The 26,497-nt window shown below is 60.9% G+C and carries 19 protein-coding genes; 11 read left to right on the top strand and 8 right to left on the bottom strand.

The features are described from left to right. The first annotated feature begins 214 nt into the window (after positions 1–214). From GSQ77_RS16050 to GSQ77_RS16030, 5 genes are all read left to right on the top strand, one after another. Positions 215–670 carry a VOC family protein gene (locus tag GSQ77_RS16050; protein WP_158903723.1) on the top strand — a complete coding sequence of 152 codons (456 nt, stop codon included), beginning with the start codon at positions 215–217 and terminating at the stop codon, positions 668–670. A gap of 133 nt (positions 671–803) precedes the next feature. Next, positions 804–1,241, top strand: a complete 438-nt coding sequence (locus tag GSQ77_RS16045) for a MarR family winged helix-turn-helix transcriptional regulator (RefSeq protein WP_158903722.1) — start codon at positions 804–806, stop codon at positions 1,239–1,241. Positions 1,242–1,281: 40 nt separating this feature from the next. Further along, the gene (locus GSQ77_RS16040; RefSeq protein WP_158903721.1) at positions 1,282–2,859 is read left to right on the top strand and encodes an efflux transporter outer membrane subunit; all 1,578 of its coding nucleotides are present in this window, start codon (positions 1,282–1,284) and stop codon (positions 2,857–2,859) included. Positions 2,860–2,931: 72 nt separating this feature from the next. Then, complete coding sequence (locus GSQ77_RS16035) at positions 2,932–4,179, top strand: HlyD family efflux transporter periplasmic adaptor subunit (RefSeq protein ID WP_158903720.1); 1,248 nt, start codon at positions 2,932–2,934, stop codon at positions 4,177–4,179. 15 nt (positions 4,180–4,194) lie between these two features. Further along, entirely contained in the window at positions 4,195–5,787 is a 1,593-nt protein-coding gene (locus tag GSQ77_RS16030; protein WP_158903719.1) for a DHA2 family efflux MFS transporter permease subunit, read from the top strand. Positions 5,788–5,843: 56 nt separating this feature from the next. On the opposite strand, the gene GSQ77_RS16025 is transcribed toward GSQ77_RS16030, so the two are convergent. Beyond that, complete coding sequence (locus GSQ77_RS16025; protein ID WP_158903718.1) at positions 5,844–6,704, bottom strand: oxidoreductase; 861 nt, start codon at positions 6,702–6,704, stop codon at positions 5,844–5,846. 123 nt (positions 6,705–6,827) lie between these two features. Between GSQ77_RS16025 and GSQ77_RS16020 the strand changes: the two genes are divergently transcribed. From GSQ77_RS16020 to GSQ77_RS16005, 4 genes are all read left to right on the top strand, one after another. Continuing rightward, on the top strand, positions 6,828–7,829 hold the full coding sequence (locus tag GSQ77_RS16020; RefSeq protein WP_158903717.1) for a LysR family transcriptional regulator: 1,002 nt from the start codon (positions 6,828–6,830) through the stop codon (positions 7,827–7,829). 69 nt (positions 7,830–7,898) lie between these two features. Continuing rightward, entirely contained in the window at positions 7,899–8,444 is a 546-nt protein-coding gene (locus tag GSQ77_RS16015; RefSeq protein WP_158903716.1) for a (2Fe-2S)-binding protein, read from the top strand. Then, positions 8,444–9,427 carry a xanthine dehydrogenase family protein subunit M gene (locus GSQ77_RS16010; protein ID WP_158903715.1) on the top strand — a complete coding sequence of 328 codons (984 nt, stop codon included), beginning with the start codon at positions 8,444–8,446 and terminating at the stop codon, positions 9,425–9,427. The genes GSQ77_RS16015 and GSQ77_RS16010 overlap by 1 nt, the downstream gene beginning before the upstream one ends. 98 nt (positions 9,428–9,525) lie before the next feature. Then, positions 9,526–11,760, top strand: coding sequence for a xanthine dehydrogenase family protein molybdopterin-binding subunit (locus GSQ77_RS16005; RefSeq protein ID WP_158903714.1), 2,235 nt, complete (start codon positions 9,526–9,528; stop codon positions 11,758–11,760). 10 nt (positions 11,761–11,770) lie between these two features. Here GSQ77_RS16005 and GSQ77_RS16000 read toward each other — a convergent pair whose 3' ends face one another. The 4 genes from GSQ77_RS16000 to GSQ77_RS15985 form a co-directional block, all read right to left on the bottom strand. After that, positions 11,771–13,273, bottom strand: coding sequence for an efflux transporter outer membrane subunit (locus tag GSQ77_RS16000; RefSeq protein WP_158903713.1), 1,503 nt, complete (start codon positions 13,271–13,273; stop codon positions 11,771–11,773). After that, positions 13,266–14,453, bottom strand: coding sequence for an efflux RND transporter periplasmic adaptor subunit (locus tag GSQ77_RS15995; RefSeq protein WP_158903712.1), 1,188 nt, complete (start codon positions 14,451–14,453; stop codon positions 13,266–13,268). The genes GSQ77_RS16000 and GSQ77_RS15995 overlap by 8 nt, the downstream gene beginning before the upstream one ends. Next, positions 14,443–17,652: an efflux RND transporter permease subunit gene (locus tag GSQ77_RS15990; RefSeq protein WP_158903711.1), complete on the bottom strand. Its 3,210-nt coding sequence runs from the start codon at positions 17,650–17,652 to the stop codon at positions 14,443–14,445. The genes GSQ77_RS15995 and GSQ77_RS15990 overlap by 11 nt, the downstream gene beginning before the upstream one ends. Before the next feature lie 290 nt (positions 17,653–17,942). Beyond that, complete coding sequence (locus tag GSQ77_RS15985; protein ID WP_158903710.1) at positions 17,943–18,923, bottom strand: aldo/keto reductase; 981 nt, start codon at positions 18,921–18,923, stop codon at positions 17,943–17,945. A 380-nt stretch (positions 18,924–19,303) separates the two neighbouring features. Between GSQ77_RS15985 and GSQ77_RS15980 the strand changes: the two genes are divergently transcribed. Continuing rightward, positions 19,304–22,333 carry an FAD-binding and (Fe-S)-binding domain-containing protein gene (locus GSQ77_RS15980; RefSeq protein WP_158903709.1) on the top strand — a complete coding sequence of 1,010 codons (3,030 nt, stop codon included), beginning with the start codon at positions 19,304–19,306 and terminating at the stop codon, positions 22,331–22,333. 156 nt (positions 22,334–22,489) lie between these two features. Here the strand turns inward: GSQ77_RS15980 and GSQ77_RS15975 are convergent, their stop codons facing one another. The 3 genes from GSQ77_RS15975 to GSQ77_RS15965 form a co-directional block, all read right to left on the bottom strand. Continuing rightward, positions 22,490–22,789, bottom strand: coding sequence for a DUF4148 domain-containing protein (locus GSQ77_RS15975; RefSeq protein ID WP_158903708.1), 300 nt, complete (start codon positions 22,787–22,789; stop codon positions 22,490–22,492). A 329-nt stretch (positions 22,790–23,118) separates the two neighbouring features. After that, a complete protein-coding gene (locus GSQ77_RS15970; protein ID WP_158903707.1) occupies positions 23,119–24,033 on the bottom strand; it encodes a LysR family transcriptional regulator in 915 nt (304 codons plus the stop codon). Positions 24,034–24,134: 101 nt separating this feature from the next. Continuing rightward, positions 24,135–24,953, bottom strand: a complete 819-nt coding sequence (locus GSQ77_RS15965) for an aldo/keto reductase (RefSeq protein ID WP_158903706.1) — start codon at positions 24,951–24,953, stop codon at positions 24,135–24,137. A gap of 345 nt (positions 24,954–25,298) precedes the next feature. Between GSQ77_RS15965 and GSQ77_RS15960 the strand changes: the two genes are divergently transcribed. Next, complete coding sequence (locus GSQ77_RS15960; RefSeq protein ID WP_158903705.1) at positions 25,299–26,480, top strand: MFS transporter; 1,182 nt, start codon at positions 25,299–25,301, stop codon at positions 26,478–26,480. The last annotated feature ends 17 nt before the right edge of the window (positions 26,481–26,497 follow it).

Here is a 26,497-nt window from a genome sequence, read left to right as displayed (position 1 = left end):
TAGTTTATACTCACGCCGACCCGGTATTGAATGGTCGCGTCACCGCTCTGGCTCTCGGATATTGCGAGCCGGCAACGGTCATCAACAACGAGTCGTCGGAGATCATCCGAATGGTCATTCGACGACTCGTTGTTGACGAAGGTCCATCTCTTCGCACCGCATGTGAAGATCGCTTCGATCTGCAATTCAAGTACCTCCCGCTTAAGGAAAACGTATGCCAAACAATCATCGACACCCCGGTGGCAAGCTGCGCTTGCATAACTTGGCGCTTGCCGTCGCCAGCCTGGATATCATGATCGACTGGTACGAAAACGTGCTTGGCTTCACCGTTGCGGAACGAGGCCGATTCGACGTCGTCGGCGCGGACTACGCTTTGATCGAAAGCGATGGTCTGCGACTGGAACTGGTTTCGCAGGCTGCGGAGCAACATCGGCAAGTCGATCGAACCATGCCGCCCGATCATCTGAATGTGCTCGGATGGAAGGCGCTGGTGCTCGAAACCGACAATCTGCCGGCCACGACCGCTTTTCTGGTCGAAAACAAGGTGGAGATGATCTGGGCCGACCAGCAATTGGCCGACGATAGACGCTCGACCATGATTCGTGACCCCGAGGGGAATCTGATCAACATCCTGGGCCCGCGCAATCGCATAGGCACGGAGCTGCACTAAACATCCCCAGGCCCGAACCGCGTTAACTGGGGTGCAATGGCACCCCATCACCCCTACACGCCCACGTCGCAAAAAATCTATTGACAGTATCTGACTTGTCAGATATATTGTTTGCAACGATTGGAGAAAAGCCGTGGAGCACTACACCAGAGAAACCTTCCTCTCGAAAGAGAGCATCGGACTTTCGTTGAACAAAGCCCGGAATATGTTGCTGGCGAAAATGGATGCCGCTTTGAAAGAAGAGGGCGTTACGAGTCAGCAAATGGGCATCGTGTTGACGATGAGTCGCGGCGCTGCGAGCACGCCGTTCGAATTGTCGAAGTTGTTGGGTATCGATACGGGTCTCATGACGCGCATGCTCGACAAGCTGGAGAAACAAGGGCTGCTGGCGCGGGTACGGAGTGTGGAAGACCGGCGCGTCGTCAATCTGCATCTGACCGAAACCGGTGTGGCATTAGGGACTCGCATCCCCGACATAGCGCTGAACGTGCTCAATCCGCTCTTCCGGAATTTCAGCGGGCAAGAGTTCGAAGAACTCCACCGCTTGCTTAACAAAATGGTGGAAGCCTGAATCTGGCTTTTTTTTATCAATTTATCTGACGAGTCAGAAAATGAATAAGCAAATAAATATCCGGAAGCTGAGTGCCTGGTCCGCCAAGTTCAGCGTTTCCCTCGTGTGTGCCGCGGTTCTCGGTGCCTGCGCCAACTATTCCGGCATCCATAGCGCGCAACACATAGACAGCGCGCACACGTTCCAGACCACGCAAAGTCTGCCTTCCGAAGGCGGACATTGGCCGAATCCTGACTGGGCCGATCAATTTGGCGATGCCCAGCTCAAAGCGATACTCGCTGAAGCCTTGAAAAACAGCCCCACGCTGGACCAGGCACGTGCACGCGTGGCTGCCGCCGCGGCGTTCAGTGAAGGCGCACGGGCGAACACGCTGCCCAAGGTCGACGCGAGCGCATCGGAGACTCGCCAGCGTTATAGTGCCAACGCGGCGGTCCCGCCGCCCTATGGGGGCTCCTGGCAGACTGAAAATCAAGCCGTGTTGAGCGCGTCCTACGACCTGGATCTCTGGGGCAAGAACCGCGAGGCGCTCAAAGCGTCCCTGTCGGAAGTGCAGCGCAGCGAGGCTGAGTCGGAGGTCGTGAAGCTGACGTTGACCGAATCCATCACGCGTACCTATAACCAGCTTGCGCGCCTTTATGCGCTTCGCGATATTGCCCAGCGTGAGGTGCAACAACGCCAGCAGTTCGATCGCATTACCGCAGGGCGGATCGCGACGGGCCTGGACACCGACGTCGAGCGCCGCATCGCGAATGCCAAGCTGGCCACCAGCCAGACCAATTTGTCCGCGCTGGACGGCAGCATTGTTACCACGCGCTATCAGCTTGCCGCGCTGCTGGGCGCCGGGCCCGACCGTGGCCTCCAGATTACGCGCCCCACCTTGGGCGTTGGCGAGCCGGTTCGTTTGCCCGACGATCTGCCTGCCGACTTGGTGAGCCGCCGCCCCGATATCGTCGCAGCCCGTTGGCACGTCGATGCGCTCACGCATGACGTGAAGTCGGCGAAGGCGGAGTTTTACCCCGACGTCAATTTGAGCGCGACGACTGCGCTCGACGCGTTTGGCGCCGGTCGGTTCTTGACCACAGCGAGCCGGTCGCAATCGGCGGGTGCGGCGATCCATCTGCCGATCTTCGATGGCGGCGCGTTGCGTGCGAATTTGAAAGGGCAGTACGCCGAGTTCGATTCGGCGGTCGCGACTTATAACCAAACGTTGATTTCTTCGCTGTCGGAAGTTGCGACCCAGGTTGCACAAATCCGCTCGACCGATGAGCAACTGGTTACTGCACAAGTTGCCGAAGAACAATCGCGCAGCGCTTACGATCTCGCGATCATTCAATACAAGGGCGGTTTGACCAACCAGTTGACGGTTCTGTCGGCCGACATCGACGCGCTGAGCAGCGAAGAAGAAGTGACGAACCTGCGCATGAGCCGTCGCGATGAACAGATTGCACTGGCGGCGGCGCTGGGCGGCGGGTTCAGTGATGTGTCCAGTACCACCGCGGCAAGCAGCCCGGATCATGACGCGCGCAGTGCGCATGACGCGCAGGGCGCCGATGACGCCGCTCGCCTTCCAGCAGTGCACGCGGCGACGCGCGCCCCGGCTGTTCCTGCTGCTGAATAAGGCAACGCGAACGCACCGCGAATTCGCCAAATCCATTCACTTAAATCCATCCATTTTCCCGAGGTAAACGTCATGACCCAGGTCAACACATCGGCTCGCTCAAAAGACCCAGCCGATCCCGCAGTCACCGCAATCGCACCGCAAGGCAAGGACGCACCGCCAAGCCGCCGCAAGATGTTGTTCGCATTGCTCGGGCTTGGTACTGTTGTCGCGGCGGTTGCGTTCGGCGCTTATTACATGACTTATGCGCGCTACCATGAAGACACCGACGACGCCTATGTCGACGGCAATCTCGTGCAATTGACGCCGCTCGTGGTCGGCACGGTCATCGCAGTCAACGCCGACGATACACAGATCGTGAAGGCCGGCGACCCCGTCGTTATGCTGGACCCGGCCGACTCCAAGATCGCGCTCTCGAACGCGGAAGCGGCACTGGGTCAGACGGTGCGCCAAGTCAGCAGCTTGTACGTGAACAATGATTTCTACGCCGCAGCGGTGGCCGAGCGCGAGGCCGATCTGGCTCGGGCCAGCGACGACTTGCGCCGGCGCGTTGCCGTCGCCAACACCGGGGCGGTGTCGGGTGAAGACCTCGCCCATGCACGCGACGCGGTGAAAACGGCCCAGGCCGCATACGACGCAGCACGTCAGCAAGCGGCGTCCAATCACGCATTGACCGATCGCACCACCGTAGCGGACCACCCGAACGTGATCGCCGCGGCGGCCAAGGTTCGCGACGCTTACCTTACGTATGCGCGCAACACGTTGCCGGCGCCGGTTACAGGCTATGTTGCGCGGCGTTCTGTCCAGGTTGGACAACGTGTGGCGCCAGGCACACCGCTCATGGCGATTGTGCCGCTCAACGGTGTCTGGATAGACGCGAATTTCAAGGAAAACCAACTGCGGAAAATGCGCATCGGCCAGGCCGTTACGCTTAGCGCCGACGCGTATGGAACGAGCGTGAAGTATCACGGCCACGTAGAGGGATTTTCAGCGGGGACCGGCAGCGCGTTCGCGGTGTTGCCGGCGCAAAACGCGACGGGGAATTGGATCAAGGTCGTGCAACGATTGCCCGCACGGATTCTGATCGATCAGGCCGAACTGCAAGCTCACCCATTGCGCATCGGTTTGTCGATGGAGGTCGATGTCGATACGCACGACCAGTCCGGCACCCAACTCGGCGCCGCTCAAAACACGACTTACTCCACAGATGTCTTCGCTCGTTATGGCGACCAGGCCGACGCGGAAATCGCGCACATCATCGCGCAGAACGTGGTGGCCAAAGTTGCGCTCAAGCACGACGCAACCCGGACCGCCGGCTAATCTCGAGGAGACGACATGAATCCGTCATCAACTACTGCCGTGCCGTCATCACCACCGTCGCCACCACCGTCGCCACCACCGCCGCTGACCGGCGGCAAGCTGGTTCTCGCCACGCTGGCGGTTGCGCTCGCCACTTTCATGACCGTGCTCGATTCGTCGATCGCCAACGTGGCGATCCCGACGATCTCCGGCAATCTTGGCGTGTCGGTGGATGAAGGCACCTGGGTCATTACGCTGTTCGCTGCGGCCAACGCCGTGTCTATTCCGCTGACGGGATGGCTTACGCGTCGGGTCGGCCAAATCAAGTTGTTCGTGGGCGCGATTCTCTTGTTCACGCTCTCGTCATGGCTGTGCGGCATCGCGCCGACGCTGCCGATACTGCTTGGCGCCCGAGTACTGCAAGGCGTAATGGCCGGACCTCTGATTCCGCTGTCGCAAGCGATTCTGCTCAGCTCCTATCCGAAATCCAAGAGCTCGACCGCGTTGGCGTTGTGGGCGATGACCGCGACGGTCGGCCCGATTGTGGGCCCCGCGCTGGGCGGATGGATGACCGACAGCTACAGCTGGTCCTGGATCTTCTACATCAACATACCGGTGGGCATCTTCGCGGCCGGCGTAACGTGGATGATCTATCGCACGCGTGAAACGGCCGCCGTGAAACTGTCGATCGATAAGGTCGGACTCGGTTTGCTGATCACCTGGGTTGCATCGCTGCAGATCATGCTGGACAAAGGCAAAGACCTCGACTGGTTTAGTTCGCCGACTATCGTGGTGCTCGGGTTGGTCGCGTTGCTCGGCTTTGTAGCGTTCGTGATCTGGGAGTTGACGGAGAAAAATCCGATCATCGATCTTCGTTTGTTTGCCGGTCGCAATTTCAGCGGCGGTACGGTGGCGATCTCGGTGGCGTATGCGGTGTTCTTTGCCAACTTGGTGCTGTTGCCGACATGGATGCAACAATACCTCGGATACCGCTCCGTGGATGCGGGCCTGGTCACGGCGCCGCTGGGCGTTTTTGCGGTGATACTCGCGCCGGTAATGGGGAAAATCGTACCGAAGTCCGACGCGCGCATTCTTGCAACGATGGCGTTTATCGGCTTTGCTATCGTGTTCCTGATGCGCTCGTGGTATACGACGGGCGTCGATACCTGGACGCTGGTGCTGCCGACTCTGCTGCAAGGCATCCCGATGGCTTTGTTCTTTGTACCGTTGACTGTCATCATCTTGTCGGGGTTGCCACCGGAAAAGATCCCGGCGGCGGCAGGCCTGTCGAATTTTGCGCGGATATTCGCGGGCGCGGTCGGCACCTCGCTGTTCAGCACCGGTTGGAATGATCGCACCATCCTGCATCACGCTCGGCTGATCGAACAGGCGAGCCCCAATAATCCGTTCTACGTCGAGGCGATCAAATCGTTGCAGACCACATTGGGTGGCAGCACCGACCAGGCGATGGCGTTCTTTGAAAGCAGCCTGAACGCTCAGGCTGCGATGTTGGGGCTCAATGACATCTTCTGGTTATCGGCCATGGTCTTCATCGTCATCATCCCGTTCATCTGGCTTACCAAACCAGCCAAGGCCGATGCAAGCGCGGCTGCTGTAGCGGGACACTGAGCGGCATATTGCGTGGGGCAGCGCACGGGTAAGTGCGCTGCATATTACGTCGGCAATTACGTCGGGAAATCCGCCCCTTCCGATACTTCGGCCCATCCCTCGAAGTCCTTGCGCAACGCTTCCACCTTGTTGCGTGCGCCGGCCAACGCGGCTTTGCCCAGCAACAGCCGCAGCGGCGGATCCTTCGCTTCGACGGCCTTGACGATTGCGGCCGCGGCACGAACCGGGTCGCCCGGCTGCTTGCCGCTATAACCGCGGATCATGTCGGCGCGAGCCTTGGCTGTGCTGTCATAGTCCGCGATCGAGTGCGGGGCCTCATTGGCCGAGCGGCCGGCCCAATCGGTACGAAATGCGCTCGGTTCGACCAGCAGCACCTTGATGCCCAGCGGCGCGACTTCCTGCGACAACGATTCAGACAGCGCCTCGACCGCGAATTTCGTGGCGTTATAAAAGCCCACCGAAGGAAAGGCCGCGATCCCGCCTATCGACGAAACATTGACGATCGTGCCGCTGCGGCGCCGGCGCAATCCCGGCAATACCGCACGCGTCATGTCGCTCAGGCCCCAGACGTTGATGTCGAACATCTTGCGCACTTCACTCATATCGCTTTCTTCGATCGAACCGAAATAGCCGATACCCGCGTTGTTGACCAGTACATCGATGCGACCGAATTTCTCTTCGGCGGCTTTGACCGCAGCGGCAATGTGCTCAGGCCGCGTGACATCGAGCGTAAGCAGCAGAGCGTTCGCCTCAAAACCGACCGCAATGTCTTTGATCTGTTCGATATTGCGCGCCGTAACCACGGTCGGGTAACCGAGGCTGAGTGTGTGGCGGGCGAGCTCCCGGCCGAAACCGGTCGAACATCCGGTGATGAACCAGACTGGTTTGTTGATGGCGTTGTTTTGGGAAGTGGACATAAGACGTTCCTCGAAAGTGGATGATGCGATGTTGCAGGTCCTGTTTGCAGGATCAATCTTACGACCGGCGATTGTGCAAAACAACGCCTATAATGTTCACACCCTTTGAAACAAAATTGCATAATGGAACTAGACGGATTAAGCGGACTTGGCGGACTGGCAGCTTTCATACGCGTAGCCGAGGCGCGTAGTTTCACGGCCGCCGCGAGCGTGCTGGGGATCTCGCCGTCGGCAATGAGTCATGCGATCCGGCAGCTCGAAGCCAAACTCGAGGTGCGGCTGTTCCACCGCACCACGCGCAGCGTGAGTCTTACGGAGGCGGGCGCCGAACTGCTGGAGCGAGTCGGCCCGCTGATGGGCGAACTGCAAAGCGCGGTGCATCAGGTGACGCGCTCGGCAGACCGGCCCGCCGGCGCATTACGGCTGAACATGCCGCGCAGCGCGAGCGTGTTGCTGATAGAACCGGTTTTGCGGGAGTTCCTCGACGTCTATCCCGACATCAGTCTTGAGATTGTCATCGACAATGGCCTGACCGATATCGTCAGCCAGGGGTTCGACGCGGGCATACGCTTTGGCGACGTGCTGGAGAAGGACATGCTGGTGGTGCCGATCAAGCCCGAGCTGCGCGTGGCGATCGTGGCGTCGCCCGACTACCTGTCACGCAAAGGCATACCGCGCACGCCTTCCGATCTGGCTGCACACGACTGCATCAATTTCCGTACCGTCAGCGCCGGGACGGTGTACCCGTGGCGCCTCGAGAAAAATGGGCGTCGCAAAGACGTGGCCGTAAAAGGGCGCTTGACGTCCAACGATTCGATACTGGTATTGCAGGCCGCGCTGGATGGCGTAGGGCTTGCCTACCTGTACGACGAGTACGTCGAGCGCTTCCAGAAAGGCGGTCATCTGGTCAAGGTGCTCGAAGACTGGTGCCCGACCGAAGGCCTCTATCTTTATTTCTTCAATCGCCAAAGCATGCCGGCCAAATTGCGCGTGTTTATCGACTTCCTCAAGAAGCGCAATCCGCACAACGAGATTCCCGATGAGCGGCCGCTCGCCGTGCGTACGCCGGCACAACGCAGCAGTGCACCGCGCCAGCCCAGATCGGCAAAAAAGACCGGCCGCTGACAAAAGGCTGACGCACAACGTCGGTTTGAACGGGGTATATTGGGCACTGGCTTTGAAGAGGGCATTCAAATGAATAATCCAAGCGACAAGCATCCTCCCACCGGCTCATGCGCTGCCGGTTCATGCATCGAGGCTGCCGGCACCAGTGACTTGCAACTGATGGTGAATGGCGTAGAGCGGCGTTTGCGCGTAACGCCCAATGCGGTGCTGCTGGACGTGCTGCGCGACCAGCTCGGGCTGACCGGCACCAAGAAAGGGTGCGACCACGGTCAGTGCGGCGCATGCACGCTGCATGTGAACGGCGTCGCAATCAATTCGTGCCTGTCGCTGGCGATCATGCACGACGGCGACGAAATCACTACCGTGGAAGGGCTGGAGCGCAACGGCGAATTGCATCCTGTGCAGGAAGCGTTCTGGGAGCACGATGCGTATCAGTGCGGCTACTGTACGGCGGGCCAGGTGATGAGCGCCGTGGCGATACTCAAGGATGCCCGTATCGAGAGCGACGACGCATCGGTACGAGAAGCGATGAGCGGTAATATTTGCCGCTGCGGCGCCTACAAGAATATCGTTGCGGCCATCCAGTCGGCGCGCAAGACGGGGAGGGCCGTCTGATGCGCAACTTCGATTATTTCCGCGCGGCCAATCCCGATCAGGCGATTGCGACCCATGCGCAAACCCGCGGTGCGGCATTTCTCGCCGGTGGCACTACGCTGCTCGACTTGATGAAAATCGACATCATGCGCCCGCCTAGCGTAATCGATATCCATCGCTTGGCGTTCGACCAAATCGAAACCTTGGCAGACGGGCGCGTGCGCATCGGCGCGATGGTCAGCAACACCACGCTGGCCTACCACCCGACCATCCGCGCAGATTACGCGGTCCTTTCCGAAGCGCTGCTCTCCGGTGCCACCACGCAATTGCGCAACAAAGCCACCACGGGCGGCAATGTCATGCAGCGGGTGCGCTGCGGCTACTTTCGCGACGGTGTGTCGCCGTGCGAGAAGCGCGAGCCGGGGTCGGGTTGCGCCGCGATCGATGGGCAAAACCGCAGCGTGCACGCCGTTCTCGGTACGAGTAAGCGATGCATCGCCGCTCACCCGTCGGATATGTGCGTCGCGATGGCCGCCATCGGCGCCACCGTCAGCGTGCAAGGTCCGCAAGGCACGCGTGAGATCGATTTCCTCGATTTCCACTTGGCTCCGGGCGATACGCCATGGAAGGAGCATGCGCTAGCCGACGATGAGTTGATCACGCATATCACGCTCGATGCGCCGCTACGCTCCAGCAAGTCGGCCTATTTGAAACTCCGTGACCGCGCTTCGTATCAATTCGCGCTGGCGTCGAGCGCCGTGATCGTCGTGACGGCGGACGGCGCGATACAGGACGTGCGCATAGCCTTGGGCGGCGTGGCCACTAAACCGTGGCGCGCGAAGCATGCGGAGCTTGCGCTCAAGGGCCGGCCGGCCACGCGGGACGCTTTTTCCGATGCGGCGCAAGTCGCGCTTCAGGGCGCGGTGGCGTACGCGCACAACGGCTACAAGATCGCACTGGCGCAGCAGGCCATCGTGCGCAATCTCTTGTCGCTGACGAGGTGATGGTTTGAGTTGAGGATGGCTTGAATCGGGGCCTTGAGTCGAGGGCCTGAGTTGACAGTGCGACCCGACGGCCCCGCGCATCCAATGGAGAGAACAGCATGAGTGAACAGATCATCGGCGCCCCAATACGCCGCGTGGATGGCCGCCTCAAGGTGACGGGCGCGGCACGCTACACGGCCGACCAACATCCGGACGGAATGGTCCATGCGTATGGCGTGTTCAGCACGATCGCAAGCGGCGTCATCGTCGAAATGGAATTGGATGAGGCACGCAAGTCGCCGGGTGTCATCGATATTTTTCATCACGAGCATTGCTCGCGTCTTTATCGCGTGCCGAAGTTGCCGCTTTCGTTCGACCGGATCCTGACCGCTTCCATAGTGGACGAACATCGCTTGCCTTTCGAAGACGCCACCGTGTACTACGCGGGGCAATTCGTCGCGCTGGTCGTCGCCGATACCTTCGAGCATGCGCGCGAGGCGGCATTCAAGGTCAAGGTGCATTACGAAAAAAAGCAGGCGGTCGCAAATCTCGCCCAAGGCTTGGCCGCGCATGATGCGCGCAATGGCGGAAGTGGCCACGAACGCGGCGAGCCGCAGCCGGCCTTCGACGCCGCGCCTTATCGAGTCGACGCGGTATATACCACGCCGGTCGAAACGCATAATCCGATGGAAATGCATGCCACCGTGGCGCGCTGGGTGAGCGCTAAGGACGGCGCTCAGGAAGACGACGAGTTGCACGTTTTCGAGGCATCGCAAGGCGTTACCGTACACCGCAATACGTTGGCGAATATCTTCGGGCTGTCGCCCGAGCGTGTCATCGTTCAAGCGCCGTTTATCGGCTCCGGTTTCGGCAGCAAGTTATGGGCATGGCCGCATGCGGTAGCGGCTTGTGCGGCAGCGCGCGAAATCGGCCGGCCGGTGAAACTGGTGGTGCCGCGCAGCGAGATGTTCACGACTACCGGGCATCGACCCGAGACGCGGCAGCACTTGCGGCTCGCGGCGGACGCCAACGGTCGGCTGGTGTCGGTGCGACACGAATCGATCAACACCACGTCGTTTACCGATAAGTACGTCGAGACGTGCGGCGGCATGTCGAGCAGCTTGTACTCATGCGCGAACGTGCTGGTCAGCCACGAGACCATCGAGGTGAACCGCGGCACACCGACCTCGATGCGCGCACCGGGCGCGGCCCCTGGATTATTTGCGCTGGAGTGTGCCGTGGACGAACTGGCGATTGCGGCGGGAATGGATACGCTGGCGTTCCATTTGCTCAATATCTCCGAGCGCGATGAGAGCACCAATCTGCCATGGTCGAGCAACCACTTGCGCGAAGCGTGCGAGCAAGGTGCTGCGGCCTTTGGCTGGGCGAAGCGCAACCCCGCTATCGGCGCGATGCGTGAGGGGGAGGAAATCATCGGTTACGGAATGGCTGCCTGCAACTGGGACGCCTTCCGTACGCCTTCCGAAGCACGCGTTGCGCTCAAGGCAGATGGAACCGTGTGTGTGACGTGCGCCGTCCAGGACATCGGGACTGGCACGTATACGATTGCCGCGCAGACCATCGCCAGTCTGACCGGGTTGCCGTTCGAGCGTATCGAGGTGAAGCTGGGCGATTCCTCGTTTCCGGATTCGACGCTGTCCGGTGGTTCATGGGCCACGGCCAGCGTGTTGCCGGCTATCGCGCAAGCGGCGCGCACGGCCATCGAACAACTGAAGACCTTCGCCACGCAGAGCGACGGCTATTTTGCCGGGGCACGGCCGGAGGACCTGACGCTTGCAGGCGGGCGCCTGATCCACGGCGAGCAGTCAGTCGATTTCGCACGAATCCTGAACCAACTGAACTTAGCCGCGGCCGATGGCCACGCTCACACGCCGGGCGCACCCAGCGGCAAGTTCTCGTTCAGTTCATTCGGCGCGCATTTCGCCGAAGTGCGTTGGGACCCGGGTATTTCGCGCTTGCGGGTATCGCGTGTGGTCAGCGCGATCGATGTCGGTCGAGCGATCAATCCGATGATGTCGCGCAATCAGGTCGAAGGCGCCATCGTGATGGGGATAGGCATGGCGCTGTTCGAAGGGACCGAATACGACGAGCGCACTGGCGTGCCGACCAACAATAACTACGCCGAATATGTGGTGCCGGTGCATGCGGACCAGCCCGAGCTCGAAGTGATCCTGCTCGACTACCCCGATTTCGAACTCAACGAGTTCGGCGCGCGCGGCATAGGCGAGATCGGTATTACCGGCTTGGCTGCCGCGATCGCAAACGCCGTCTACCATGCGACAGGCAAACGGGTGCGCGACCTTCCGATCACGCTCGACAAGTTGATGGACTAATCGCTCAGTCCTAACCACCTTGCTGCGGCTGGGTCGGCTGGGGTGGCAACGGCGCCGTGGACTGCGCAGACTGCAACGATGCTGCCGGCGGAGCATCGGCGAGCTGGTCGCTCGACCAGCCTCCGCCCAAGGCCCGGACCAACTGCACGTCGGCGCGAAGTTGACGCGTCTGCAAATCCAGCACGCTGCGCTGAGCGTCGAGCCAGGCGGTTTGCGCCTGTACTACGTCGAGATAGCCGACGGCGCCATGGCGATACCGGTCCAGCGCCAGATCGAGCGCTTGCTGCGCCGCATTGGCGGCGTCGCGCTGGTCACCTAACGCGGTGCCCAGATCGGTCAACAACGTCAGGTTGTCCTCGACCTGCTGAAATGCATTCAACACCACGCTGCGATAACGCGCTCCGGCTTCATTCTCTGCCGCTTTGGCGGAGGCCACGCCAGCCGCGCGTCGGCCACCATCGAAAATATAGCCCGCCAGTATCGGACCGGCCGCCCAAAACAGGTTGGACGCGCCCAGCAAATCCTCATACGTGCTGCTTTGATCGCCGCCTTGCACACTGAGTGTGAGCGACGGGAAGTAGGCGGTGCGTGCCACGCCTATCTTGGCATTGCCCGCTGCGGTACGGCGCTCCGCGGCCGCGATGTCGGGTCGGCGTTGCAGTAATGTGGACGGCACGCCTACCGGTGTAACAGGCAACGTGAACGAAGCCGTCTGCGCCGGCAGACTGAATTGCGATGCCGATGCCCCGACCAAAACCGCGATCGCATGCTCGGTCAGCGATCGTTGCGCCACGGTTTGCGACAACAGCGAACGGGCCGACGCCAACTGCGTGCGTGCGCGCGCCACGTCGAGCTCCGACACGATGCCGCCGGTATGCAGCGACTGCGTGAGTTCCAGCGCCCGGCCGAACGCCGCGATGGTTTGGTTCAGCAGGGCGTCCTGCTGATCGAACCCGCGCAACTGCACATAGCTGTCGGTCAATTGCGTCTGCAGGCTGAGCTGCACCGAGGCCAGATCGGCCTGGGTCGCTTGCGCTTCGTCCTTGCTGGCGGCTACGCTGTCGCGCACGCGGCCCCACAAGTCCACCTCATAGTCCAGTTCGCCGCCCAGCGTGACCGAGTTGTAAGTACTCGGCCCGGTTGCACTACGCAGCGGCCGTGTATTGGATTCGCGATCGCTTTGCGGATTGGCGATTGCGCTCAACGTCGGGAACAGGCTGGCGCTCGCCGCATCGACAAACGCGCGTGCTTGTTGATAGTGCGCGAGCGCGGCGCTCAGGTCGGCATTATTGGCGAGCAGGCGTTTTTGCAGGTCGTCGAGTTCGGGGTCCCGATAGGCTTGCCACCATCCGTCACGCGGCAATTGATCGGACGGCTGCGCGGCGCCCCACGGTGCGGTGGTTTGGTACGCGCTGGCGATCGGCGCAGGTGGCACATGATAGTCGGGCGCCAGCGAACATCCGGCGACCCCAAGTGCTGCTGCCAGCAGCACGGGAATCGAGCGACTACGCATGAGGCTTCGCCCCATTGCTGGCAGCCGCGGCAACCCGCACGCGGTCGCCATCGTTCAGGCCATCGGGCGGATTGTTGATGATGCGATCTTCAGGCGTTAGCCCTGAGCCGATTTCCACGGTCTCACCGAAATCGTGGGAAATGGTCACCGATTTGAACGTAACGCGATCGTCCTGGCCGACCGTCGCGATGCGCAGACCGTTCTGATCGAACACCAGTGAGCTGGCCGGCACGCGCAGCGCCTGCTGGTTGACCGGCAGGGTGAAGCGCACGTCGGCAAAACCACCGGGCAGCAGCTTGCCGGTGGAATTATCGACCAGTAGTTGCACCAGCGTCGTACCGGAAGCGGCGTTAATCGAGTCCGCCAGCGCCGTTACCGTGGCCGGGAAACTACGCCCCGGATATTCCGGCACGCTCAGTTGCGCGGTGGCGCCCGGGCGGATCGTCGGCGCATAGGTTTGCGGAACCTGCACATACACGCGCAGCTTGTTCACATCCGAGACCACGAACAGCTCCGGGCCGCTGCCGGTGCCGCTGCCGGCATTGATCAACGCGCCCACATCGGTTTCGCGTGCCGTGACCACACCGTCGAACGGCGCGACGATGCGTGCGAAGCCCTTGGTCGCAACCAGCCGGTCGACGTTGGCTTTGGCGGCCTGCACGAGCGCCTGCTTGGCGGTGTAATCGGCGGTGCGTTCGTCGACTTCCTGACGCGACACCGAATCGGAAGCCAGCATCGACTGCCAGCGTTTCGCGGTCGATTCGGCAAGCGACGAGTTGGCTTGGGCGCTGGCCAGATCGCCACGGGCTTGCAGCAATTGCTGGTCCAGATCCGGCGTTTCGATTTCGGCCATCAATTCGCCGGCCTTCACGTGAGCACCGATATCGACACGCCACGACTTCAGGTAGCCGCTGACGCGCGCGAATTGCGGCGCGCGCGAGAAGGCTTCGAGGCGGCCGGGCAACTGGAGCGTCGCGCCGTTGGCCGCGCGCTGCGGTGTCGAGACTTGGGCGGTGGGCTCGGCTTGCGCATCGGTCCAGGTGCGCAGTTGCCGGTTGTCGGCGGCACGCGTGGCGATGCCTGCCGCCACGATCAGGATGGCGGCCACACCGCCTACGATGCCTGCAACACGCAGGCGGCGACTGGGCGCCGCAACGGGCAACATGGGTTCAGACGACATGAGCGGGTTCTCCGGGAACTGCAGCCGGCGCAGACGACTTGCCGGAACGTGAATGGATAATGCTGAACACTACCGGAACAAAAAACAGCGTTGCGACAGTAGCGAATATCAAGCCGCCGATCACGGCACGGCCAAGCGGCGCGTTTTGTTCGCCACCTTCGCCGAGTGCGAGTGCCATCGGCGCCATACCGATGATCATCGATAGAGCCGTCATCAACACCGGGCGAAAGCGTGTGAAGCCGGCCTCGGCGGCCGCTTTCACGGCGTCGCCGTGCACGGCCAAGCGTTCGCGGCAAAAGCTCACCACCAGAATCGCATTCGCGGTTGCCACACCCATGCACATGATCGCGCCGGTCAGCGCCGGCACCGACATCGTGGTGTGTGTCGCGAATAGCATCCAGACGATGCCGGCGAGTGCTGCGGGCAGCGCGGTGACGATCACGAACGGATCGGCCCACGACTGGAAGTTCACTACGATCAGCAGGTAGATCAGCACCACTGCGCCGAGCAGTCCGAGCAGCATGCCGGTGAACGCGCTGTTCATGGTCTGCACCTGGCCCAGCAGCGCGGTGGTGGTGCCGCGTGGCAGCGTACTCGCATGGGCCGCAAGTACCTTGTTGATATCGGCCGACACGGCGCCCAGATCGCGGCCCTGCGTCGTGGCGAAAATCTCGACCATCGGCTGGATGTTGTACTGGCTGACCACCGCGTTGCTGCCGAAGCGTTTCACGGTGGCGAGACCGCCGAGTATCTGGGCATTGCCGCCGGCGGCGCCGCCGCCGCTTGCGCTGATCGGCAGGTTGTTCAGTGAGCCCAGCGAAGCCAACTGATATTGCGGCGTCTGCATCACGATCGGATAGGAAATGCCATTGGCCGGGTTCAGCCAGTAGGTCGGCGCCACCTGGCTGGAGCCGGCCAGGTTGACCACGAGGCTGTTGGTGACGTCGCGCTCGGTGAGGCCGAGCAACTGCGCGCGGGTACGATCGACATCGATCTGGAAGCCCGGATTTTCCTGCGATTGGGCGATACGGGCATCGGCCACGCCCGGTATGCGGCGAATATCGCGCAGCAGCAAATCGGCATACGCGAAGTTGGCCGGCAGATTATTGCCGCGTACCTGCAAATCGATCGGCGCCGGCGAGCCGAAGTTGAGAATCTGGCTGATGATGTCCGCCGGTGGGAATGAGAACGTTACGCCCGGGAAATCGCGCGGCAGGCGTTCGCGCAATTCGCGCACGTATTCGGCGGTCGGGCGATGGTCCTCCTTGAGCGAAATCTGTACGTCGCCGTCTGAGGAACCGATCGTGCCGGTATTGTTGTAAGCGGTGTTGATACCGCTGACCGACAGGCCGATGTTGTCGACCATCGTGCCCATTTCATCGGGCGGAATGACCTGTCGGATATCGCGCTCGATCGCGGCGAAAATCTGCGTGGTCTGTTCGACGCGCAAACCGACCGGTGCGCGAGCATGCATCAGGATCTGGCCGGCGTCCACGTCAGGGAAGAAATTGCGGCCGAGGAACGGCACCAGCGCAAACGACACCACGATGAAACCGAGGAAGCCGCTGATGAAACGAGTCCGGTTGCGGGTTTGCAGCGCGAGTTCGAGCAGGCCGTGATAGCCGGCGCGCACGCGCTCGAAACGCGCCTCGAACGCGCGCTGGAAACGCACCAGCGGATTGCGTGAGCGCGGTGCGGTTTGCGGATCGACATGCACGTGCTGCTTGAGCAGGTACTTGGCCATGGTCGGCACCAGCGTACGCGACAGGATGAACGACGAGATCATGGCAAACATCACCGCCTCGGCCATCGGCACGAACAGGAAGCGTGCCACGCCATCGAGGAAGAACATCGGCACGAACACGATACAGATACACAGCAGCGAAACGAAGGCGGGTGTAACGATCTGCGCGGCACCGTCGAGAATCGCGGTCTCGACTTCCTTGCCGTGCTCGAGGTGCCAGTTGATGTTCTCAATGGTGACGGTGGCGTCGTCCACGAGAATCCCGACCGCGAGCGCGAGGCCGCCGAGCGTCATGATGTTCAGGGTCTCGCCGAGCGCCGAGAGCGTGATGATCGAACCCAGGATCGCGAGCGGAATCGAGGTCGCGATAATTATCGTCGAGCGCCAACTGCCGAGAAACAGCAGGATCATCAGGCTGGTCAGCGCCGCAGCGATGATGCCCTCGCGCGCGACACCGCTGATCGCTGCACGCACGAACAGCGACTGATCGCCGATTGGGTCGATGTGCAGATTGGTGGGCAGCGAATTGCGCGCCGAGGCAACCTGCTGCTTGATACCGCTGATGATCCCGAGCGTGGAGTCCGCGCCGTTCTTGAGCACGGTCAGCAGTACCGAGCGGTTGCCGTCCACGTGCACGATGTTGGTCTGCGGCGGTGAACCGTCACGTACCGTCGCCACATCGCGGATGTACACGTTCGTGCCGTTCACGGTCTTGATCGGCAGATTGCTCAGCGACTGGAGTTCGGACGGTGCATTGTTCAACTGCATCGTGTATTCGTACGAGCCGATCTTTTGCGTGCCGATCGGTGTGATCAGGTTCTGCCCCGCGAGTGCATTGGCCACATCCTGGGCAGACAAGCCGTATGCCTGCAGTGCCGAAGGATTGATGTCGATCTGCACCTGGCGGCTTTTGCCGCCGAACGGGTAGGGGATCGACGCGCCGGCGACGGTCGTCAGGAATGGGCGCAGCGCGTTAAGCCCAATGTCGCCCAATTGCTGCTCGGAGAGTCCGTTGCCCGACAATGCAAGCTGGATGATAGGTACGGTCGACGCGTTGTAGTTCAGTATCAGCGGCGGGGTGGCGCCGGGCGGCAGCTGCTTGAGCAGGGTCTGCGAGACAGCGGTCACCTGCGCGTTGGCGTTACTGATATTGACGCCGGGCTGGAAGAAAATCTTGATGATGCCGAAGCCGCCGATCGATTCCGCTTCGGTGTGCTGGACGTCGTTGACCGTGGTGGTGAGCGTGCGTTCGAACGGCGAGGTGATGCGCCCCGCCATCTGATCGGGCGGCAGCCCGGTGTATTGCCACACCACGCTGATGACCGGGATGCGGATATCGGGGAAAATATCGGTCGGGGTACGTATTGCCGCGAGCGGTCCGACGATAAGCACGAGTAGCGCGAGTACGACGAACGTATAGGGCCGCTTCAGTGCGACGCGAACTATGCCGAGCATGCGATTTCCAGAAAGTTGAGCGTTGCGTGACGAACCAATCCCCGCGATCCCGACCTAGCCTGGCGCGCTCCTTGCTCGGAGCACAGGCTTGTCGATCCACCGGATCGTGATAGTAGAGCGAGAATAAATATTGTGAAACGACAATAGGCAAAAAACATTATTGTCGTCTTACCAAGAATTACCCGGTGTTACTGGAATCGTTTTCAGGCTGGTGAATTCGGGCTTGCTCGGGCTTACAGCCTGTAAGCTGATTCCAGCATCGCGGGTCATTATATGTGCATATGCTCTGATTACTTAAAGCCCGTAACAGCATGTGGCACGTACAGTTCTTCAAGTTTGCCGATTTCCTCGGCGCTCAATTCGATAGACAATGCCGCGACCGCGTCGTCGAGGTGCTGGGGCTTGGTCGCACCGACGATCGGCGCGGTGATTGCCCGCTTTTGCAGCACCCATGCCAGCGCTATCTGTGCACGCGGTACACCACGCGCGGCTGCAATTTCGGCGACACGTTCGACGATCTTGCGGTCGGCGGCTTCGGTTGCGGCGTAGAGCCCACGGCCAAATTCGTCGGTCTCGGCGCGCGCGCTGGCGGTATCCCAGTCGCGGGTCAGCCGGCCGCGAGCCAGAGGACTCCAGGGAATCACGCCTATGCCTTCGCTTTCGCACAGCGGCAGCATTTCACGTTCTTCCTCACGGTACAACAGGTTCACGTAATTCTGCATCGTGACGAAGCGGGTCCAGCCGTTGTCTTTTGCAACATGGAGCGCCTTGGAAAATTGCCACGCAAACATCGACGATGCGCCAATGTAGAGTGCCTTGCCGGCTTTGACCACATCGTGGAGCGCTTCCATGGTTTCTTCGATGGGCGTGTCGTAGTCCCAACGGTGAATCTGATAGAGGTCGACATAGTCGGTACCCAGGCGCCGCAAGCTCGCATTGATCTCGGCCATGATCGCCTTGCGAGACAAACCGGCGCCGTTAGGCCCCTTGTGCATGCGGCCGTGCACCTTGGTCGCAAGCACGATCTCATCGCGGCGCGCAAAATCCTTGAGCGCGCGGCCCACGATTTCCTCGCTGGTGCCGTCGGAATACACGTTGGCCGTGTCGAAAAAGTTGATGCCGAGATCGAGTGCTTTCTTGATGAAGGGACGTGCCTGCGCATCGTCGAGCACCCACGGATGGGTGCCACGCTCCGGCACGCCATAACTCATGCAGCCTAGACATAGGTGCGAGATGTCGATGCCGGTGCGGCCAAGTTTCACGTATTTCATGGTGTGACTCCCTTTGAAGTGCTGAGGTGCGGTCGGGCCGGTGCCAGGATGGGGCACAGACCGCTACTCTGAGGGTAATGCATAAGCCCGCGGCGCTACAGTATAGGAAGTTAGAATTAGCGCAATTCATTAAAAAAATTGGAAGGGCTTATGAAGAAAATCGCATAATGTGAGTGCCTAGGCGAGGCTGGCAAGGACCTTCTTTTCCGTTGCGGCGAAATGCTGCTGCAGAAATTCCACACACACGTGGATCTGACCGAAATAGTGAGCCGCTGCGGATGCACCGCCAAAATGTTGGCTTCCTGACGAATCAAGGGCAAGATGTGGGCCAGTTCCCCGGTAATTAGCCGCCCCAGAGCAGGACAAAAGAGGACGCACAGATGAACCCATCCGACACCAAGGCCGACGTCAAGCCTGACACCACGGCCGCTACTAAGCCTGCTATTAAGCCCGCTTCTCAGCCCACTTCTCAGCCCGCTTCTCAGCCCGCTACCAAGCTCCCCGCCAAGCCCGGCTCGAATCTGAACAACATGATGCTGTTGCGCGATCGGCTCGCCCGGCAAACGACCGCGGAAACGCGGTTTGACGCGGCCACACGAGCGGCTTACGCGTCGGAGGCGTCCAATTACCGGCAGGTCCCGATAGGCGTCGTGATTCCTCGGACTGTTGACGATTTCGTAACAACGGTACGTCTATGCAACGAGTACGACGTGCCCATCGTGCCGCGGGGGGCAGGCACGTCAATGTGCGGGCAGTCGGTCAACGCGGCGATCGTCATCGATCATTCGAAATATTTGAATCAGGTGGTATCGGTCGATGCGGCACGGCGCGTGGCGACGGTCCAGCCTGGCGTGATCTGCGATCAGTTGAAGGCTGCCGCCGCCAAAGAGGGGCTGACCTTCGGGCCCGACCCAGCGACCCATACCCGCTGCACGCTTGGCGGCATGATAGGCAACAATTCTTGCGGCGCCCATTCCGTCATGGCGGGCAAGACCGTTGAGAACATCGAGCAGCTCGAGATTCTTACGGCTGATGGCGAGCGCTTCTGGGTCGGGCCCACCGACGACGCCACGTTCGCGGAGCATGTGCAGGCCGGAGGGCGGCGCGCGCAGATCGTAACCGGTCTCAAGGCGCTGGCCACGAAGCATGCGGACGCGATTCGGCAGGGCTTTCCGACGATCAAGCGGCGCGTCTCGGGCTACAACCTGGACCAGTTGCTACCCGAGAATGGTTTTAACATTGCACGTGCGTTGGTCGGTAGCGAGGGCACCTGCGTCAACGTCCTGCATGCGAAAACCCGGCTGATTACGAATCCGACGCACCGGCTGTTGGTGGTGCTGGGCTTCGACAACATCTTCGAGGCCGCGGATTCCGTACCGCAACTGCTGCCGCTCGAGCCGATTGCGATGGAAGGGCTGGACTACGGCATCATCGGCGGCCTCAAGCGTTTGGGACTGCGCCTCGATGACATTGCTGAGCTACCAGCCGGTAATGCATGGTTGATGGTGGAGTTTGGCGCCACGAGCGATGAGGAGGTCAGGGCCCGGGCCGGCCGGCTGGTGGCCGCGACTCCCGAATTGGTCGGGCGCCCGAGCATGCGCTTGGTCGAGGGGCCACTGATGCAACGCCTGTGGTCGATACGCGAGACCGGCGCCTCGGCCACTTCGCGCTCCGAGGATCCCGACCGGCCCGATCCCGTGGTGGGATGGGAGGATGCGGCGGTCGAACCTGCCAAGCTTGGCAGCTATTTGCGCGAATTCGCCGCGTTGGTCGAACGCTTCGGTTATCGCACCAACCTCTATGGACACTTCGGCGATGGCTGCATACACGCACGGATCACCTTCGACTTAAGTTCGCAGCTAGGTCTGAACGATTGGCGCAAGTTTCTCGAGGAAGCCGCCAAGCTGGTGGTGAAGTATGGCGGCTCGCTCTCGGGCGAGCATGGCGATGGGCAGGCCAAGGGCGAGTTTCTGCACCTGATGTATACGCCTGAACTGATGCAGGCGTTTCGCGATTTCAAAGCGCTGTGGGATCCGAAAGGCTTGCTCAACCCCGGTAAGCTGATCGATGCGATGCCGGTCGATGCCAATCTGAGGCTGGGGCCTGACTATGTGCGACGCGAGGCGCAAACCACTTTCGCGTTTGGCGGCGATGCGCCCGCGGGCGGCCGCGCCGATAAGCACGCAGATGGCACCGCGTTCGCCCGCGAAATCGAGCGTTGCGTCGGCATGGGTAAATGCCGCTCGCTCGAAGGCGGCACGATGTGTCCGAGCTTCAAAGCCACTCGGGAGGAGCTGTATTCGCCACGTGGACGGGCGCGCTTGTTCTTCGAGATGCTGCGCGGGGAAGTGCTGCTCGAAGGCCGTGACGACGACGCGATGAAAGACTCGCTCGACATGTGCCTGGCCTGCAAAGGATGCAAGGGGGATTGCCCGACTCATGTCGACATTCCGAAATATCGCAGCGAGTTTCTGTCGCGCTACTATCGGACGCACCGGCGCAGCCTCATGGATCTCTCCATCGCCAAGCTGGGTGACTGGCTGCCTTTGGCGACACGTTTGAGCGGGCCCGTCAATTTTTTGATGGGCAATCGCTACGCACGCAAGGCGGCAAAATGGTTTGGTCTGGCGCCAGAGGTCAAATTCCCGCAGATCGCGTCGCAAACATTCCGGGCGAGTGCGGTTGCCAAACGACTGATCGGTCGTTGGCCCGAGCAGTTCGATTCCGGCCATGTGGTTGTATGGACCGACACGTTCAATAACGGCTTTAGCCCCGCCATTCTCGAAGCGGCCGTGCGGGTGGTCGAAGCCAGCGGCCGCAAGGCGGTTGTGACACGCAGGCATGTCTGCTGCGGCAGGCCCTTGTATGACTCGGGGTTATTGAGCGAAGCGCGGCAAAATCTGGTCGAGATCCTCGATATTCTCTCGCCGGCCTTGGCGGTCGACGTGCCGATTCTGGTGCTGGAACCGAGTTGTCTATCGGTGTTCAGGGACGAGTTGCCGAGCATATTGCCGCAGGACGAACGTGCCGCGCTGCTGGCCAAGCGAGTCATCACCATCGCGGAATTCGCCAAAAGCATGAACATGGCGATACCCCAGGCCGACGAAGTGCAGATTCATGCGCATTGTCACCAGAAAGCGTGCGGCGGGACGGCCGCGGAAAAAGCGTTGGGCGCGAATGTGCTCGATACCGGTTGTTGCGGCATGGCCGGCGCTTTTGGATACCACGAGAAAACGGCCGCGGTCGGGGCGAGGGTTGGGGAGCTCGAACTGATGCCGGCGCTGGCCCGGGTGGCCCCAAGCGACACACTGGTCGCCGACGGCTTTAGCTGCCGTTCCCAGATCAAGAATCTGGATGGCCGCCGCGCGCAACATCTGGCTGAGGTGCTCGCGGCGCAACTTGAACGTTGAGGGCCCACACATGACAAGGCACGCTATACAAGCGTGCCTTTGTCCAGCATGGTGCATCTAGCTTACCCGGAAGTGCTGACCGAAGTCGCTATTCAAGCCGCTACTCCAGTCGCTATCCGCGTCGCTATAAAGCGCGCCGTGCTTCAAACCTGCAAATTATTGCTGGCTGGTTTGCTGCCCGTTTTCCGGGTAGGCCACGGACGCAGCAGCGGTCTGGCGAGCTGCCTTCGCGGCTTGCACACGTTGTTCGGCTGCCTGGATGTCTGCCGGGTAGTACACGTCGTCACCACCTGGCTGGTAGCCGGCTGCTTCCAGCTGGACCAGTTCGGCCTTGACTTGAGCGCGCGTAACCGGTGCTTGTTGGGCGGTCTGAGCCGAGGCGTTGCCGGCGAACAGGGCGGTCACACCCACGAGAGCTGCGGCGGAAATTACATTAGCGAAATATTTGGTGTTCATCGTTTTTCTCCAATTGGACTGGGACTTGAAATTTAAAACTTGAAATTCAAATTTCTGTCTACCAACGAATAGTAGGCCGCTAATCTCTAGGTATAAACCCTGATTGGCGCAATTCATTGTTGCGATTAGAGAAGGGAATCGTTTACCGAGTCGATGAGTCGCGATGGATCACGCTTATGAGCTACGCATATGAGTCACACATATGAGGGAAGACTCATCGTGTTTGATGTCTAGACATGCGCGTGGCTTTCTGGACGAGTGCCTCAGCGTCTTCGAACAGCGCAATCGTGTGACCGAAGGCGATTGGAGATTGCTCGCAGCGTCGGTCCTTAAGAGGCCGTCCCACTGAGCGAAACGATGAAATCGAAAAATGCTTTGACCTTGGCGGAGGGGTGGTGTCGGGAAGGATAGAGCGCGTATAGGGGAAAGCGCTCGTCGGGCCAATCGGGGAAGATATCGACGAGTCGTCCGCTGGTCAGCAACTGTTCGGCGCCGAGTTCCATGATCTGCGCGATGGCATGCCCGGCCAGACAAACGCCGTGCATCGTGCCGACGTCATTGACGACCAGACGGCCGCGCACCGGCACGATCAATTTCTTGCGGCCACGATGAAATTCCCAAGGGTAAGGCTGTGTCGTTTCCGAGTCGCGGAACTTGATGCACACATGGTGCCCGCCTTCCAGATCGGCAGGCGCCACGGGCCGCCCGAACTTCTTCAGGTACGACGGCGAGGCGACCGTCACGATGCGTGTGTCGAGCAACTTTCGAGCGATCAGCGTGGACTCGCGTGGCTCGCCGAAGCGCACGGCCAAATCGAAGCCATCCGCAACCATGTCGCCAAGCTGATCCCGGGTGACGAGTTCGAGTTGCAGGTCCGGATGGTTCTCCACGAATGCGCCGAGGCGTGGCCCGAGCACCAGCCGTGAAAAGAAGGGATCGACATTGACGCGCAAGCGGCCGCGCACTGTGGTGGCACCCTGTGCCGCGGAGGCTGCTGCTTCTTCAAGGCCACCGAGCAAGGGCACGATCTGTTCATAGAAGCGTCGGCCTTCGTCGGTCAGGGTGACGGAGCGTGTGGTGCGATCGAACAGGCGGATGCCGAGCCGCGCCTCGAGCCGTGCCACCGAACGGCTCACACCCGACTGCGACATGCCTAGCGTCTCGCTGGCGCTTGCAAAACTGCCGCTGTCGACGATCGCCGATAACACGCCCATACCGTTTAACATGCGCTCGTCGAACGGCATGGCGATGCTCCTTTGTCATGAATTAACCGGAGCCCATGCTATCTCTAAATTACTCGTAGCTCAATCGTTCAGTCCCATATCTGACCCGAAGCAGTCCCGCATCAGTCCCAAGCCGGAGCAAACGGCGGTTTGACGAAGCGTTGATCCTTGGGCAATGCGGCGATGGTTCGACGGTCATCATCGTCAAGTTCGAGCTTCAGCGCTTCCAGATTGGCTTTTTGGCTTGAGGCGCGCTGTGCTTTGGGAATTGCGGCGACGCCGTCCTGGTCGAGCAGCCATTTGAGCGCCACTTGCGCCGGGCTGGCGCCGTGTTTGGCACCGATCGCGATCAGCGCGGGGTTCTCGGCAAGCGTGCCCTGCGCCAAGGGGCAATAGGCCACGATCGGAATGCCTTTGCTCGCGAGGTAACTGCGTATAGGCGTCTGGTCGAGCAGCACGTGGTATTCGATTTGATTGCACGCGATTGGAGCGCCGATGTCGTCCACGACCGTTCGCAGCAGAGGGAGCGTGAAGTTGCACACGCCGATGGCACGGGTGCGGCCTTCGGCTTTCAGCTTCGCAAGCGTCTCGAAGATCGCGGGCAGATTCATCTCGGCGGCCGGCCAGTGCACCATGAAGAGATCCACGTAATCGAGTTGTAGTTTGTTCAAACTCGTGTCGAGCGATGCGCGGATCGCGTCGGGCGTGAGCTGATCGTGCCAGACCTTGGTCGTGATATGCAGGTCCGAGCGTGCGATCGACGAGGACGCGAGCGCCGCGCCGACGGCCTCTTCGTTGCCATACATGGCGGCCGTGTCGATATGCGTGTAGCCCAGCTCCAGTGCGCTTTCGACGGCCGTGCGACAAACATCGCCCTGCATGCGAAACGTACCGAAGCCCAGGCGTGCAAAACTGATTCCTTGTGTCTGCAGCTTGTCCATGAGATTTCCTTGAATTGACGTAAGCCAGCATATCGAGTGCAAGCCGGCATTTGAAGCGTCATGACGTCATAACACTCGTGACATTAGATCGTTAATGCCCGCGGGGCTCCGCCAAGTAGGCATGTCATGGCGAACCTTACCGGTCCGTCATTTGGCACGAGTTGAGAAAAGATGGCAAGCTGCCGGTTGTTTTGCCGGCCGATAGGCTAGTCAGGTCGCTTCATTAACGATGGGAAACAATGGCATGGATCGCTTATCTTCGACGCGCACTTTCGGCAGCGCTTGCACGCCTTCGCGCGACCGCATAACGACTCGGGCCGCTCGGGCTAATGTGGCAACGCGTGCATGACCCAGCAAACCCCCGTTGTGCGGACGTTGATTCCGTTTACCGCCGCAAACTTTCTAGGCTTTCTTGCAATCGGGATTCCGCTGCCGGTCTTGTCGATCTATGTGCACGACGTTCTTGGCTTTAGCCCGTTCGTCGTCGGCTGCGTGATCGGCCTGCAATCGCTTGCCACGCTGCTCACACGGCAGACTGCGGGCCGTTCATGCGATACGCGAGGGCCCAAGCGCACGGCAATGTTTGGATTCGCCAGCGCGTCAGGCGCAGGCGTGCTTTATCTGGTTGCCGCCGCGACTGCGTCGCACGGGTTGCTGAGCGTGTGCCTGCTGGGCGGCGCACGCCTGGTCTTGGGGTTGGGGGAAAGCCTGTTTATCACGGCGCTTTCGACTTGGAGCATTTCGCGGGTGGGTCAAGCGCACGCTGGACGCGCGATGGCGTGGTCGGGCATTGCCATGTACGGGGCGCTTGCCGCCGGTGCGCCGTTCGGCTTGTTAATCTATCGCTTGGGTGGATTCGACGCGGTTGCCGCCTGCGCTGTCGTATCGCCACTGCTGGGCGCGTTGCTCACGCTCAGATGGCCAGATATAAAGTCGACGAACACGGGGCCGCGCCTATCGTTCCTGCGAGTGTTGCACACGATCTGGGCCCCCGGGTTGGGCATGGCGTTGGCGTCCTCAGGCATAGGCACCCTGGGCGCATTCTTGACCTTGCGCTATCAGATGGAGAATTGGTCCAGCGCCGGTATCGCGCTGACCAGTTTTGGCTTGTCCTACCTTGCGGTGAGGCTTTTGTTCGGTGGTTTGCCGGATCGAATCGGCGGATACCCCACGGGTGCGGTATCGCTTTTCGTGGAAGCGATCGGCTTGCTGACGATCTGGATGGCATCGTCGCCGATGATGGCGCTTGCGGGTGCGACCGTCACGGGCATCGGCTACTCCCTGGTTTTTCCGTCGCTGGGCGTGCAGGCGCTCAAGCGCGTGCCGAGCGAAAACCGCGGGCTGGTGATCAGCGCTTATCTGGCGTGCTTCGATCTCGGGCTTGCGGTGGCGGGCCCAGGCTCCGGATTCGTGGCGCGGATGTATGGGTTGCCGGCGGCGTTCTTCGTCGCTGCGATAGCCGCGCTTACGGCGCTCGTGCTGTTATCTGCCGATCGCGTGGCTGCGGCCAGGAGCCGGTCAGCGTAAGCCTATCGATGCGCCCA

It is taken from the genome of Burkholderia sp. L27(2015) (genome assembly GCF_009765705.1).
Taxonomy (GTDB): Bacteria; Pseudomonadota; Gammaproteobacteria; order Burkholderiales; family Burkholderiaceae; genus LMUX01.
This window is presented reverse-complemented; position numbering and strand designations above follow the sequence as displayed.

Excerpts from the sequence above, each read along its gene's own strand:
- GSQ77_RS16050 (WP_158903723.1), top strand. The coding sequence starts at position 215 with ATGCCAAACAATCATCGACACCCCGGTGGCAAGCTGCGCTTGCATAAC.
- GSQ77_RS16040 (WP_158903721.1), top strand. The coding sequence starts at position 1,282 with ATGAATAAGCAAATAAATATCCGGAAGCTGAGTGCCTGGTCCGCCAAG.
- GSQ77_RS16035 (WP_158903720.1), top strand. The coding sequence starts at position 2,932 with ATGACCCAGGTCAACACATCGGCTCGCTCAAAAGACCCAGCCGATCCC.
- GSQ77_RS16030 (WP_158903719.1), top strand. The coding sequence starts at position 4,195 with ATGAATCCGTCATCAACTACTGCCGTGCCGTCATCACCACCGTCGCCA.
- GSQ77_RS16025 (WP_158903718.1), bottom strand. The coding sequence starts at position 6,704 with ATGTCCACTTCCCAAAACAACGCCATCAACAAACCAGTCTGGTTCATC.
- GSQ77_RS16020 (WP_158903717.1), top strand. The coding sequence starts at position 6,828 with ATGGAACTAGACGGATTAAGCGGACTTGGCGGACTGGCAGCTTTCATA.
- GSQ77_RS16015 (WP_158903716.1), top strand. The coding sequence starts at position 7,899 with ATGAATAATCCAAGCGACAAGCATCCTCCCACCGGCTCATGCGCTGCC.
- GSQ77_RS16010 (WP_158903715.1), top strand. The coding sequence starts at position 8,444 with ATGCGCAACTTCGATTATTTCCGCGCGGCCAATCCCGATCAGGCGATT.
- GSQ77_RS16005 (WP_158903714.1), top strand. The coding sequence starts at position 9,526 with ATGAGTGAACAGATCATCGGCGCCCCAATACGCCGCGTGGATGGCCGC.
- GSQ77_RS16000 (WP_158903713.1), bottom strand. The coding sequence starts at position 13,273 with ATGCGTAGTCGCTCGATTCCCGTGCTGCTGGCAGCAGCACTTGGGGTC.
- GSQ77_RS15995 (WP_158903712.1), bottom strand. The coding sequence starts at position 14,453 with ATGTCGTCTGAACCCATGTTGCCCGTTGCGGCGCCCAGTCGCCGCCTG.
- GSQ77_RS15990 (WP_158903711.1), bottom strand. The coding sequence starts at position 17,652 with ATGCTCGGCATAGTTCGCGTCGCACTGAAGCGGCCCTATACGTTCGTC.
- GSQ77_RS15985 (WP_158903710.1), bottom strand. The coding sequence starts at position 18,923 with ATGAAATACGTGAAACTTGGCCGCACCGGCATCGACATCTCGCACCTA.
- GSQ77_RS15980 (WP_158903709.1), top strand. The coding sequence starts at position 19,304 with ATGAACCCATCCGACACCAAGGCCGACGTCAAGCCTGACACCACGGCC.
- GSQ77_RS15975 (WP_158903708.1), bottom strand. The coding sequence starts at position 22,789 with ATGAACACCAAATATTTCGCTAATGTAATTTCCGCCGCAGCTCTCGTG.
- GSQ77_RS15970 (WP_158903707.1), bottom strand. The coding sequence starts at position 24,033 with ATGCCGTTCGACGAGCGCATGTTAAACGGTATGGGCGTGTTATCGGCG.
- GSQ77_RS15965 (WP_158903706.1), bottom strand. The coding sequence starts at position 24,953 with ATGGACAAGCTGCAGACACAAGGAATCAGTTTTGCACGCCTGGGCTTC.
- GSQ77_RS15960 (WP_158903705.1), top strand. The coding sequence starts at position 25,299 with ATGACCCAGCAAACCCCCGTTGTGCGGACGTTGATTCCGTTTACCGCC.